Annotated in this window: 14 protein-coding genes; 5 read left to right on the top strand and 9 right to left on the bottom strand. The window is 57.2% G+C overall.

The window, feature by feature from the left end:
• The first annotated feature begins 146 nt into the window (after positions 1–146).
• Positions 147–587 carry a MarR family winged helix-turn-helix transcriptional regulator gene (locus CAFE_RS14620; RefSeq protein WP_066646876.1) on the top strand — a complete coding sequence of 147 codons (441 nt, stop codon included), beginning with the start codon at positions 147–149 and terminating at the stop codon, positions 585–587.
• Between the two features lie 74 nt (positions 588–661).
• Positions 662–1,882: an MFS transporter gene (locus tag CAFE_RS14615; protein ID WP_156991029.1), complete on the top strand. Its 1,221-nt coding sequence runs from the start codon at positions 662–664 to the stop codon at positions 1,880–1,882.
• A gap of 55 nt (positions 1,883–1,937) precedes the next feature.
• On the opposite strand, the gene CAFE_RS14610 is transcribed toward CAFE_RS14615, so the two are convergent.
• The 5 genes from CAFE_RS14610 to gpr all read right to left on the bottom strand — a co-directional run bounded on the left by CAFE_RS14610 (position 1,938) and on the right by gpr (position 6,439).
• On the bottom strand, positions 1,938–2,708 hold the full coding sequence (locus tag CAFE_RS14610) for a methyltransferase domain-containing protein (RefSeq protein ID WP_156991028.1): 771 nt from the start codon (positions 2,706–2,708) through the stop codon (positions 1,938–1,940).
• Between the two features lie 90 nt (positions 2,709–2,798).
• Positions 2,799–3,425: a hypothetical protein gene (locus CAFE_RS14605; RefSeq protein WP_066646884.1), complete on the bottom strand. Its 627-nt coding sequence runs from the start codon at positions 3,423–3,425 to the stop codon at positions 2,799–2,801.
• Positions 3,426–3,462: 37 nt separating this feature from the next.
• Positions 3,463–3,672, bottom strand: a complete 210-nt coding sequence (locus CAFE_RS14600) for a hypothetical protein (RefSeq protein ID WP_139104108.1) — start codon at positions 3,670–3,672, stop codon at positions 3,463–3,465.
• Positions 3,673–4,336: 664 nt separating this feature from the next.
• Complete coding sequence (gene spoIIP, locus CAFE_RS14595; protein ID WP_228724962.1) at positions 4,337–5,407, bottom strand: stage II sporulation protein P; 1,071 nt, start codon at positions 5,405–5,407, stop codon at positions 4,337–4,339.
• A 219-nt stretch (positions 5,408–5,626) separates the two neighbouring features.
• A complete protein-coding gene (gene gpr / locus CAFE_RS14590; RefSeq protein ID WP_156991026.1) occupies positions 5,627–6,439 on the bottom strand; it encodes a GPR endopeptidase in 813 nt (270 codons plus the stop codon).
• Positions 6,440–6,531: 92 nt separating this feature from the next.
• On the opposite strand from gpr, the gene rpsT reads away from it, so the two are divergent.
• Positions 6,532–6,795, top strand: coding sequence for a 30S ribosomal protein S20 (rpsT, locus tag CAFE_RS14585; RefSeq protein WP_066646890.1), 264 nt, complete (start codon positions 6,532–6,534; stop codon positions 6,793–6,795).
• 155 nt (positions 6,796–6,950) lie between these two features.
• On the top strand, positions 6,951–7,103 hold the full coding sequence (locus CAFE_RS14580) for a hypothetical protein (RefSeq protein WP_156991025.1): 153 nt from the start codon (positions 6,951–6,953) through the stop codon (positions 7,101–7,103).
• Positions 7,104–7,359: 256 nt separating this feature from the next.
• On the opposite strand, the gene spoVAE is transcribed toward CAFE_RS14580, so the two are convergent.
• Positions 7,360–7,716 carry a stage V sporulation protein AE gene (spoVAE, locus tag CAFE_RS14575; RefSeq protein ID WP_066646893.1) on the bottom strand — a complete coding sequence of 119 codons (357 nt, stop codon included), beginning with the start codon at positions 7,714–7,716 and terminating at the stop codon, positions 7,360–7,362.
• Positions 7,717–7,779: 63 nt separating this feature from the next.
• Between spoVAE and CAFE_RS14570 the strand changes: the two genes are divergently transcribed.
• Positions 7,780–8,571, top strand: a complete 792-nt coding sequence (locus tag CAFE_RS14570) for an HAD hydrolase family protein (protein WP_066646896.1) — start codon at positions 7,780–7,782, stop codon at positions 8,569–8,571.
• Positions 8,572–8,763: 192 nt separating this feature from the next.
• On the opposite strand, the gene CAFE_RS14565 is transcribed toward CAFE_RS14570, so the two are convergent.
• The 3 genes from CAFE_RS14565 to CAFE_RS14555 all read right to left on the bottom strand — a co-directional run bounded on the left by CAFE_RS14565 (position 8,764) and on the right by CAFE_RS14555 (position 12,188).
• The gene (locus CAFE_RS14565) at positions 8,764–9,537 is read right to left on the bottom strand and encodes an SDR family NAD(P)-dependent oxidoreductase (protein ID WP_066646907.1); all 774 of its coding nucleotides are present in this window, start codon (positions 9,535–9,537) and stop codon (positions 8,764–8,766) included.
• Positions 9,538–9,644: 107 nt separating this feature from the next.
• Positions 9,645–11,510: an asparagine synthase (glutamine-hydrolyzing) gene (asnB, locus tag CAFE_RS14560; RefSeq protein WP_066646911.1), complete on the bottom strand. Its 1,866-nt coding sequence runs from the start codon at positions 11,508–11,510 to the stop codon at positions 9,645–9,647.
• A 24-nt stretch (positions 11,511–11,534) separates the two neighbouring features.
• On the bottom strand, positions 11,535–12,188 hold the full coding sequence (locus CAFE_RS14555) for a CpXC domain-containing protein (protein WP_156991024.1): 654 nt from the start codon (positions 12,186–12,188) through the stop codon (positions 11,535–11,537).
• Between the last annotated feature and the right edge of the window lie 33 nt (positions 12,189–12,221).

The following is a 12,221-nucleotide window of genomic DNA, read 5'->3' as shown; positions in this document are numbered from 1 at the left end:
AAGAATATTCTGCAATGGCAACGCCCTCTATCTTTATCTTCTAATTCTAAGATCGGTCATTCTTCTTAGAAATTAATATGAAAAGAAACGCAAAATTACAAAAAAATATTGTTGACAGAATTGTATAGATACTATACAATTATGCTATGAAGACGGAACGCGAGACAATCGCAAAACAGCTTTTGAACCTGATGACGGAGTTTAACGAGCGGGACGCGCAGTCGCGCCGGTTCGGCACGGATACCCTGCTATACCATTCGGAAATCCACCTGCTCGCGTTTCTCAAAGACCACCCCGACTTTCACCCGGCGGAAATCGCGCGGTCGCTGAGCCTGACGCGCGGGGCGGTTTCTCAAACGCTGGCGCGGCTGGAAGCCAAGGGGTTTATCCGGAAACGGCAGGACCCGGAGTGCTGCCGCTGCGTGCTGCTCTCCCTGACGGAGAAGGGCCTTACCGCGTGCGGGAATCATGAAGAGCAGCATCGGCGGTACGAGCAGCTGATCGCCGGTATTCTGGAAAACGAGGATGAACCACGGCTGGATTTTCTGCAGGGGTTTCTGGAACAGCTGCGAAAAAATCTTCTTTGAGCCGCGCTTTCATCGCCGGATCGGAATAGATCCGTATTTATGTTTAGTATCTATACAAAAGGAGTCATCACAAAATGGAGAATCAACCGGGGGCCGACGAAAAGGAACTGAAAGCGACCAGGCCGCTGCTGTTTCTGCTGGCCGCGGCCTGCGCCGCGACCGTCGCCAACCTGTATTACATTCAGCCGCTGCTTTCTCAAGTGGCGGCTGACTTCGGCATCCCTGACGCGAAAGCGGGCATTGCCGCGACGGCCACACAGCTCGGCTACGCGCTGGGGCTGTTCTTTTTTGTCCCGCTGGGCGACCGGACCGAACAGCGGGGCCTGATTGTAAAGATGACCGTTTTATCCGGCCTGTTCCTGCTGGCGGTCGGATTTTCCCCCAACCTGCCGGTGCTTCTCGTTGTCTGCTGCGCTCTCGGCGCTGCAACCGTCGTGCCGCAGCTGATCGTTCCGCTGACCGCCCACATTTCCGCGCCTCAGGACCGCGGCGGGAACATCGGCACCGTGATGAGCGGGCTGCTGATCGGGATTTTGCTCTCCCGCACGCTCAGCGGGTTTTTGGGGGAAGCGTTCGGGTGGCGGTTTGTATTCCGCCTGACCGCGGCGCTCATGCTGGGGCTGGCGATTCTGCTTCGCGCCCTGCTGCCCGTTTCGCCCGCCCGGACGCGGGAGCCTTACCGAAAGCTGCTGGCCTCCCTTTGGCCTCTTTTTAAAACCCAGCCCGTGCTGCGGGAAGCCGCCGTGAACGGATTTCTGATGTTCGGGGCGTTCAGCGCGTTCTGGACCAGCCTGGTGTTTCTTCTCAGCACGCCCGTCTTCGGAATGGGCAGCCGCGAAGCCGGGCTGTTTGGTCTGGCCGGGGCCGGCGGCGCGCTGATCGCCCCCGCCGTCGGCCGGCTTGCCGACCGGAAAGGGGCGCGTTTTTCCGTCGGCATCGGCGTTCTGCTCTCTTTCTCCTCCTACCTGATTTTCCTTCTCGCCGGCAAAACGCTGGCCGGACTGATTGCCGGCGTGATTCTGCTGGACCTCGGCAACCAGTCCGGGCAGGTCTCCAACCAGGCGAGGATTCAGGCGCTCTCCGATGAAATGAGAAGCCGGATCAACACGGTTTTCATGGTGTCCTTCTTTTTAGGCGGAGCCGCCGGGTCGTCCCTTTCCTCTCTCTTCTGGGGATGGATGGGCTGGAACGGCGTCTGTCTGGTCGGCGGCGGAATGATGACCCTCGCGCTGATCTTTCACTTTGTAATCTACCGTGTCAAAAGCAGCCCCCGCGCTCCGGAAAAGCAAGCATAAGAATCCCGGGGAAGGCGGCCGGTAAAATAACCCCCGCCGGCGAAAGCCGCGGGGGTTATTTTACCGCCAAAAAGAAGAAGCGCGGAAACCGGAAAATAATTTCTCCGTTTTTCTGTTCGGGATAGCTCGCCTCCAGGCGTTCGAAAACATCCCGTTCAAATTCCGCCCGTTCCGCTTCGGGCAGCGCCGCCAGATAGGGGCGCAGTCCCGTGCCGCGGTACCATTCCATAATATCCCGAAGGCTTTTCAGCCTGTGGAAATACGTTGTCTGCCACATTGTGAAATCGGACGACAACTCGCTGAGCAGATCGAAGTATTCCCCCTGCGTCAGGTTATGGAAGATTCGCGGATTCGGGAAACGGGACGTCCATTTTTCGCTCCCTACAACCTCGCCGATAATCCGATGGATCGGCTCCTCCTGATTCATCGGCGTCTGGACCGCCAGAACCCCTCCGGGCCGAAGCAGATTCATCATGCCGCGCAGCAGCTTTTGATGATTGGGGATCCACTGAATACAGGCGTTGGAGAACACGATGCCGAAATCTCCGCCCAGCGCCGAAAGCTCCCTCCCCGCGTCGCACAGCCGGAACTCAAGGCCCGGAAGGTTCCGTTTCGCCGCCTCGATCATTTCCTGCGAACTGTCCGCGCCCAGAACCTCCGCGCCCGGAAAGCGCCGAAGCAGAACTTCGGTGCTGTTTCCGGGCCCGCAGCCAATGTCTGCGATTTTTCCCGGCGTTTCCACGCGGATCCGGTTTGCCAGATCGATTGCCGGCTGCGTCCGCTCCGCGCTGAATTTCAAATACTGTGAAGAATTCCAGTCCGTCATTTTGATTTCTCCTTTCGTCGGCTGTCAGCCGGAGCAAACGGTCCGGCTGATAACAAAAAAGGGAAGACCTTCGTCTTCCCTGAACCGCTTTCAATATCGATTGATATGCCGGTAATATTTGTCGTTTAACAGTCTTTTTTTGCGGGAGCGCTTCGGTCTGCGGTAACGCTTGCGTCCCATTCCGCGCGGCGGGCGCCGGTTGCTGAACACAACAATCAGGACGACAAGAACGCCGAGCGCGATGCAGGCCCAGGACAGGATGCCGATCCAGTTCAGCCTGCGGGAAGATTCCGTGTTCGTCACGACCGAATTCAGCGGATCGTTTTCCGAAACGCTGCCCACGCTCGGCAGCGAAATTTCACTGGAAACCGGCAGACTGGAAATTCCGCCCAGCGCGTCTCCCGAATCCACGCCCGACGCAGGGCCGGACGACGCGCCGGAGGAGAAAGACGCGGAGGACGACGCCCGCTTCCCGGTTTGTTTCACGGGTTTTGAAGAAGAAGCCATCGAAGAGCCGGGCGCTTTTGACTCCGGCGCGGAGGGTTTGGAGGACGGAGGAGCCGCGCTGGAGGGCGGAACGGACTCCGCCTGCGAGGAATCCAGGTCCGGGAAATACGGCTCGCTCTGGCCCGACTGGGCAAACACGCTCAGCGAGCTCCAAAGGGTCAACATCGTCAATATGATAAAAATGGACAGTACTTTCTCCTGTCGGCTCATCAAAAGTCCTCCACTGATACATCACAATTAATTTGCTTTATACGGAAACATTATAGCATATCTGACCGTTAATGCAAGTAAGGTTCAGATTTTTGCCGGTAATTTGATAAATCAGGGTTTTACTGTCGCCGAATCCGATTCTGCGGCACTGCGTGTCCACCTCCGCCAAGCCCAGCAAAAGCCCGATTACGCAGAGCGTGCCAAGCATGGAAGCCATGAAAATCCTGAGATTGCGGTTATGCCTCATTCCTGCTTTTTCCTTTCGTCCTTTTTCATTCCTTACTCTTTCCGGCAAAACCCAAGGGAACCGGCCCAGTCTTTCACAGGGAGCCGCTTTTCTCTCTCCCGTCTGACAAAGCCGCGCTTTTGCGCCCGCGGCATGCAACCACCGGGAGATTCTTCCCTCTCTCCCGCCAAGCTCAGCGCCCGATTCACTCTGTGCGAAACGGCGGGGCGAGGATGCAGCGGTACGTTTTCGGGAGATTCTTCCCTCTCTCCCGCCAAACCCAGCGCCCGATTCACTCCGTGCGAAACGGCGGTGCGAGGATGCAGCGGTACGTTTTCGGGAGATTTTTTCCTCTCTCCCGCCAAACCCAGCGCCCAATCCGCTCTGCGCTAGACGGCGGGGCGTGGATGCAGCGGTACGTTTTCGGGAGATTTTTTCCTCTCTCCCGCCAAGCTCAGCGCCCGATTCACTCCGTGCGAAACGGCGGGGCGAGGATGCAGCGGTACGTTTTCGGGAGATTTTTTCCTCTCTCCCGCCAAGCTCAGCGCCCGATTCACTCTGTGCGAAACGGCGGGGCGTGGATGCAGCGGTACGTTTTCGGGAGATTTTTTCCTCTCTCCCGCCAAGCTCAGCGCCCGATTCACTCTGTGCGAAACGGCGGGGCGTGGATGCAGCGGTACGCTGCCTAGGTCAGTTGGGACAAAGTCGCGGCAAGCGCTTTGCCAAACAGTTCTCCGCCGTAGACCGCTTCGTCCAGCTTGTTCGCGTCCGTGCCGATTTCAACCAGCAGGGATCCGTGGGTCACGTTTTCGTTGTACCGCCGCGCACAGAAATTCAGCGGGCGCGCCAGATTCGGATACAGATCCGCCATGGATTTCTGGAGCCTGACGGCAAGCCTCATATTGTACTCCCAGTCCGGGAAGCCAAGGTCGCCGGTGTCGTCGCAGCCGGAGATAATCATCACCTGCGCGGCTTTTTTCCCGTTCACAATCGCCGTCGGTTTTAACCGCGTCCCGTCGGAACGGGTCATCGCGTCGCGGTGAATATCCAGCGTCACCTGAATGCTCGGGTATTTTTTCAGGTCGTTCTCCATGGTGACGATCGACCGGCCGTAGGAACCGTTGTAGGCCGGATAATCGTGATAGGTCGTGTCGTGAATCACGCCGATTCCCGCGTCCTCCAGCTGTTTCGCAATCGCGTCTCCCACGGCGCAGACGCTCAGCGATTTATCCGTCGACCTCGTCACTCCGTCAAAGGCTTCGGTCGTGTGCGTGTGGTAAATCAGCACCTGCGGCCCGGCGTTTTTCTTAATTTTAACGTCCGGCTGTTTTTTCAGTTCTTCGCCGATGTCGATCGAATGATGCTGATTCGAATTCTTCACATAAAAGTTTTCATATTTGCTGCCTCCGGTGTTGATGCACATCTCCTCAACGCCGCTTTCGACCGAATCCGTTCCTGACGGCGCGGCGCTTTCCTTTCCCGATGAAGAGGAGCCCGGGTACGAGGACGAAGGGACGGACGACGGCGGCGGGGTTGATTCTTTCGAGGAAGGCTCGGCGGAGGACGGGACGGTGTCGTCCGTCTCGTCCGCGCTCCGGTAGCCATCCGCCGCGCCGTAGGGCAGAATGAAGCCCGCCGCCGCAACCGCCGTGTTTTGACCGAATCCGCTGGGAAGGCGCACGGCCACGCACGCGACCGCCAGGGCGGCCAGCAGCACCGACGCCATTCCCATTAATTTTTCTTTACCCTTTTTCATATTCGTCCTCCGCATGTTATCAATCATTTTTATGCGGCGAACGCCGGATTCAGACCTCCGCGCTGGACGGACGCAAAGCGTTTGCGCCGGCTGCGGGCAAGACGCTTTTTCCTCCGGTTTGCGTGCGGACTTCGGGAGCTGCCAACCTCTCTCCCGCCTAACAAAGGCGCGAATAAAAGCCGGGCAAAACGGCGGGGCTTGCGTGCAGGCTCAGCCTGCCTAGGTCAGCTCTTCAAACTCCTCCACGCTCAGCGAAGGATTCACCGCGCGGTTGATTCCCATGGCGATCAGCCGCGCGCCCCGCTTGATGATCAGGTCGACTTCGCGCGGGGTCACCATCATGGACGCGCCGCGCGGGGCGATTTTGTCCTGCGGGCCCTCCCGGCCCAGCAGGTCCGCCGCGAGGGTCGCGGCGTCCACCACGGTCGGAATGCCCATGCTGACGACCGGGACGCCCAGCGTCTTCCTGTCGATGCGCGGGCGGGAGTTTCCGACCCCGGAGCCGGGCGAGATTCCGGCGGAGCTGAGCTGCACCGTGCACCCCAGGCGCGACGGGCTGCGCGCGGCAAGAGCGTCAACCGCGACGACCGCCGCAGGCTTGATTTCCCCGACGACGGCCCGCAGCACCTCAAACGCCTCCATGCCGGTACAGCCGAGCACCCCCGGGCTGATGACCGCGACCGGCCGCAGTCCTTCCAGCCCCGTGACGCGGGCCAGCTCGCCTTTAATATAGCGCGTTGCGAGCACCTCCTCCGCGACGAGCGGACCGAGCGCATCCGGCGTCACGCTGCGGTTGCCGAGCCCCGCCGCAAGGATCATCCCCTCCTTTGGCAGAAGCGCCTCCAGCTCGGAGGCAACCAGCTTCAGCAGCGAGTCGTTGGAATCGATGTGGTCGGAGATCGCCTGGACCTCCATCGTGACATAAGTGCCCCCGTCTTCGTCGATCCGGGTCAGGACGCAGCCGTCCTGTTCCGTTCTTACCTGTTTTGCGGGTTCTGTGGATTCCAGAGCAAGGTCTGTGCGGAAGTTCATTCCAATCTTCCCTTCTTTCAAAAAATTACTTGCTTTTTCTTTGTATCAATGATAAGATGAATTGTAAAACTATGCACAAAGGAGGTAGAACGATGCCAAATATCAAATCAGCCAAAAAGCGTGTGAGAGTCATCGCCACAAAAACTCTGATTAACAAGTCCGCGACCGCGGAACTGAAGACGGATATAAAGAAGGCCGTTCTCGCTGTGGAAAACGGCGACGCAAACAGTGCGGAAGCGGTGAAAGTCGCTGTGAAAAAGATCGACAAGGCCGTGGCCAAGGGAATTCTGCACAAAAACAGCGCGGCAAGGAAGAAATCGGCGCTTGCCGGCAAACTGAACGCGGCGAAGGCATAAGCCTTTCCCATCGCGTAAAGCAAAAGCAGAGCGGCATGCCCTGCTTTTTTATTATCCGTTCGTTTCCCTGCCGGACAAGTTGACATTTTCCCGGTTTTTGATTATCATGAATACGGACGGATTTGAAAGCCATCGTGCATACGGAGGTGCTCGTTTTGAAGAATACAGGAAAGCTGAATCTGCTGCTTACCATTTTGTCCTCGATCGCCGCAATGGTCGCCGTGGCGGTTGCCGTCGTTCTTTTTTTCGAAAAGAAAAAGAAAGACGAGGAAGAGCTTGAGCATTATCTTGACTGTTCCATCCAGTAAGAATCCGGTGCGGCACTGCGTTCATGCGGACAGGTTTTAGAGGCCTGTCCGTTTTGCGTTTTACGGCCGCCTGCCGGCCTGCTGCATCCGCGCCCGCCTTTTTCTTTTCCGTTGTGCATATCGTTTGACAAGGCGGTACACATATTTTGCCGTTTGCCAAAGAACGGTAAACAAAAAGCTTCCGCTGACGACCCGGAAAATCCTCCACGCAAGGCTCGCGTAGCGGTACCCCGCCTTCGCGTACTGGAACGCGGGGCTAGCTTTTATCCCCCGATTTTGAAAACAAAGCGGCCAGATAGCCGAAGAACACCGCGGCCGCGATTCCGGCCGCCCCCGCCGTCACTCCGCCGGAGAACGCGCCCAACAGGCCGTGTTCCCTGACGGCTTCCAGCGTGCCTTTCGCCATCAGATACCCAAAGCCTGTCAGTGGAACACTCGCCCCGCAGCCGGCGAAATCCACCAGAGGCTCATAGACGCCCAGCGCGCCCAGCACGACGCCCGCGGTCACGAACGTGACCAGAATCCTCGCCGGCGTCATTTTGGTAAAATCAATCAGAATCTGCCCCACGACGCAAATCGCGCCGCCGATGAGAAACGCCCAAACAAAATCCATTGAAAAACACCTCGGGTCTAGTTTCGCCCGCGGCGCGGATTGTATACATATCAGGAGGAAAAAATGAACAAAAAAACCGTGTTTTTCGATATTGACGGCACTCTGCTCGGAGACAGAAACGGCCGGCGTTTTCAGGTTCCGGAAAGCGCCCTGCGCGCCCTGGACGCGCTTCGTAAAAACGGTCACCGCATCGCGATTTGCTCCGGCCGGCAGGAGGCATTTATCCACAAATTTTTCCCCGGTCTGTTTCAAAGCTATGTCGCGCAAAACGGAGCGCATGTGGTCTTTGACGGCGAAACCGTAGTGGACCGTCTGCTGCCGACCGAGCGAATCCGCGGCCTGATCTCCCATTTTGACTCGTTCGGGTGCAGCTACGTTTTCGTCGGCAAGCACCACGGCTGGGCGCGCAATGTGCCAAACAGATTTTTCAGCCGGATGGAAGAGATTTACGGCCTGCCCGATTTTCTGGTTGCGGACTGGGAACCCGAGCAGGTGGAAGCGGGTATGATGGACTTCATCTTCGAAACGGACGAGGACTTTGAACGGTGCGCCGGCGCGTTCACCGGCGGCATGATTGTAAACCGGCACCCGGGCGGGCTGACCAGCGACCTGAGCTTTCCGGAATGGGACAAGGCGAACGGGATCGAAGCGTTTCTTTCCCACGCCGGCATTCCGAAAAAGGACACGGTCGCGTTCGGGGACGGCTACAACGACATCACGATGATGGGCGCGGTCGGCTGCGCCGTCGCGATGGGCAACGCCGTCGCCGAGGTCAAGGAAAAGGCCGATTATGTGACCTCCCCGATTTTTGAGGACGGAATCGAGCGGGGTTTAAAACATCTGGAGCTGATTTAGCCTTTCAAAGCGGCTCCGGGGACTCTTCCCTCGCCAAGCGCACCGATTGCCCCCGGCGTGCCGATGGACCGGGACGGTCTTGCAGACCTTTGTAAAAAGGGTCTTTTCAGAAAAACCGCGCGGACTTTCCGCAAAACCGGCAAACAAAAACGACGGCTTTTCGAAGCCGCCGTTTTTGTGTTTGCGCATTCATTATGTGATGGAAAATCCGCCGTCCACCACAATAAACTGGCCCGTTGTGTAGCTGCACGCATCGGAGGAAAAGAACAGCACCGGCCCGTTCAGCTCGCCCCTTGCTCCCGGCCGGGAAGCCGGGCAGAGGGAATTGTACATGTTCATGAACGCCTCGTGCTTAAACAGCGTGTTTTCGGTCATTTCGGACTCGAACAGCCCGGGCCCGAGCGCGTTGACCGTGATTCCGTCCCTGGCGTAGCTTGCCGCCATTCCTTTGGTCAGGCCGAGCACCGCGGCTTTCGAGGTGTTGTAAACATGGCGGACCAGCGCGTCCGCCTTATCCGCGAGAATCGCGTTGACGGAGGCGATATTGACGATTCTGCCGTATTTGCGCTCCCTCATGCCGGGAACCACATATTTGCACATCAGATAGATGCCCTTCACATTGACATCCATGGAGCGGTCCCACTGGTCTTCGGTCAGCGTTTCGACGGACCCGCCCTGCGCGATTCCCGCGTCGTTCAAAAGAATATCGATTTTCCCGAACGCGCCGAGCACCTGCTCCACGGCGGCCCTGACGCTGTCTTCTTTGGAAACGTCGCACGGCACCGCGAGCGCCTTCCGGCCCGTTGCCTCGATTTCCTTCACCACGGCGTCCAGCTTTTCCTTGCGCCGGGCCAGCAGCGCGACATCGGCGCCCTGCGCGGCGTAAGCTCTCGCCGCGTCGGCCCCCAGCCCGCTGGAAGCCCCCGTGACGACGGCGATCTTCCCGGTCAGATCGAATAAATTCATGAAAATCCCTCTCTTTCTAATATATAATAACAATTCTTGTTTTATTATATCCCGCCCCGATGAAAAAAACAAGACTCTCCGGAAGTTCCGAAGAGTCCAAAATCGATCTATTTTACGACCGGCAGCTCGCCCGGCTCATGGGACGCTCCGTTAAAATAAATATCGTACCAGACAAGAAAGATAAAAACCGTCCAGATTTTGCGGCTGTTGTCGCACTTGCCCTGCATGTGGCTGTCAAGCAGGCCGGTCAGAAAGTCGGTATTGAAAAACTTCCCCGCCGTTTCGGAGGTAAATGCCTGCCGCACGATCCCGCCGTACTTTTCCTCCCGCAGCCAAACGCGGATCGGCACCGGGAAACCGAGCTTTTTCTTTTGGGCGGTCGCTTCCGGCAGATGGCGCAGCGCTGCTTTGCGCAGAGCGTATTTGGTATTCTGCGGGTTAACCTTCAGCCTGCGCGGAACGCGGGAGGCGACGGCGAAGACCTTGCGGTCCAGAAACGGCACGCGCAGCTCAAGGGAGTTCGCCATGCTCATGCGGTCGGCCTTTAACAGGATGTCCCCGACCATCCAGACGTTGATGTCCAGATACTGCATCTTCGTCACATCATCCTTGCCCTGCACCCGGTCGTACCACGGGCGGGTCAGCTTCTGCGGGCGGGTCGCGGGAATGCCGTCCTTCAGCAGCCGGCGCTTTTCCGCCATGGTGAACAGGCTGTTGTTGCCGATAAAGGTTTCCTCGGTGGTTTTAGAGCCGCGGATCAGAAAATTCTTTCCCTTAAAAGAAAACGGCAGCTTTTGTACAAATGAGGCGAGCGCCTTCCTCAGCCCGAGCGGCAAACGGCGATAAGCCGCCAGATCGTCCGGCTCGTGGTAGATGTTGTAGCCGCCGAACAGCTCGTCCGAGCCTTCGCCCGAAAGAACCACTTTGACGTATTCGCTCGCGATTTTCGACACAAAATAAAGCGCGATGCAGGAAGCGTCCGCCAAAGGCTGATCCATATGGTACATGACCTTGCGGATGTTCCCCCAGTATTCGTCCGGAGAAATCGTTTTAAAATGATGCTCGACTCCGATTTGGGAGGAAAGATCCTTCGCGTAGCCGATTTCGTTGTATTTTTCGTCCTCGCCGAAGCCGACCGTAAACGTTTTCTGGCCGGTGAAATACGTCGCGACATAGCTGGAATCCACGCCGCTGGAAAGGAAACACCCGACCTCCACGTCGCTGATGCGGTGCGCCGCGACGGAATCCTCGAAAACCTTGTCGATTTCGTCGACGGCCTGCTCCTCCGTCATGGTTTCGTCCGGTTCGAATTTCGGTTCCCAATAGCGCTTGATTTCCACTTCGCCGTTGCGGTACCAAAGGTAGTGGGCCGGCATCAGGCAAGAGACGTTTTCAAAAAACGTCTCCGGCGGAACCGGATACTCAAAGCTGATGTAATTGTTCAGGGCATTCAAATTCAGTTTTTTCTCAAATCCCGGAAATTCCAGAATGCTTTTGATTTCGGAGCCGTAGACGAAGCTGCCGCCGACCTGCGTGTAGTGCATCGGCTTTATTCCGAAGAAGTCCCGCGCCAAAAACAGGCTTTTCTCGTTTTTATTCCAAATGGCAAACGCAAACATGCCGCGCAGCTTGTTCAGCAGGTCCTCGCGCCATTCCTCAAACCCGTGCAGCAAAACCTCGCTGTCGGTTTTTGTGTAGAACCGGTGGCCTTTCGCAATCAGAATTTCGCGGAGCTGCTGATAGTTGTAAATTTCGCCGTTGAACATGAGCACCATCGATTTGTCTTCGTTGTAAATCGGCTGGCTGCCCTGGTCCAGGTCAATAATGCTCAGCCGACGGAATCCCATCGAAATATCGGCGTCGGAGTAGATTCCGCTGGAATCGGGCCCCCGGTGCGTAATCACATCCGTCATGTTTTTAATGACCGCGTCGCGGTCGATTACTTCGCCTGTAAATCCGCATAATCCGCACATGTTTTCCCTTTACGCCCCAATCCGTCAGTCTTCGCTTTCGCGGTACTCGTCCAAAATTTTCTGCGCCGTAATCCCGTCAACCGGGAAAAAGCCCCCGTCGCCGAAAGGACCGGCGCCCTCCACAATTTCCAGAGATTTACGGTACGCGTCCATTCTGGTGTTCCTTCGAACGGGCTCCGTTTCATCCTCAAACAAAAAAGAAAAACCGATTTCATTTTCCGTTTCGTCCGCGTAACAGAAATAACCGGCCGCCGTTTTTTTTCCGTGCTTTTTATTCAGAACGCCCGCAAGAGCGAATTTCACCAGTTCCACCGCGCGGTCGTCCAGCCCCGCTTCAAAAATCAGGATCTTTTCCTTTAACGACTCCGGCGTGGTGACCAGCCGTTTGGCAACGCCCTTCAGCTGGGGAAATTCCGACTCCATCGGAACCGCCTCGCAGCCGTCTCCGGTCGGCGAAAGGTACACCATGAATTTCCGCTCCGGATCGTGGTACAGGAAGGGATATAAAAAACGGGCCGCGTAGCCGCATTCGGGGCAGCTCCAGTCAAACATGGTCTCGTCCAGTACGCGCGCCTTCAGTTCCGGGCTCCGGACGGCATCGACCCCCGGCCACAGCTCCGTTTTGACAGCCGCGCCGCACTGCGGGCAGCTGATCTCTTCGGTTATTTGCGTCGACATTCCCGCTATCTCCTTATTCTTTGCGTATTTTGT

Origin of the sequence: Caproicibacter fermentans, assembly GCF_009746625.1 — a bacterium.
Lineage (GTDB): Bacteria > Bacillota > Clostridia > Oscillospirales > Acutalibacteraceae > Caproicibacter > Caproicibacter fermentans.
The sequence above is the reverse complement of the archived record's forward strand: the minus strand, read 5'-3'. Positions and strand labels throughout refer to the sequence as shown.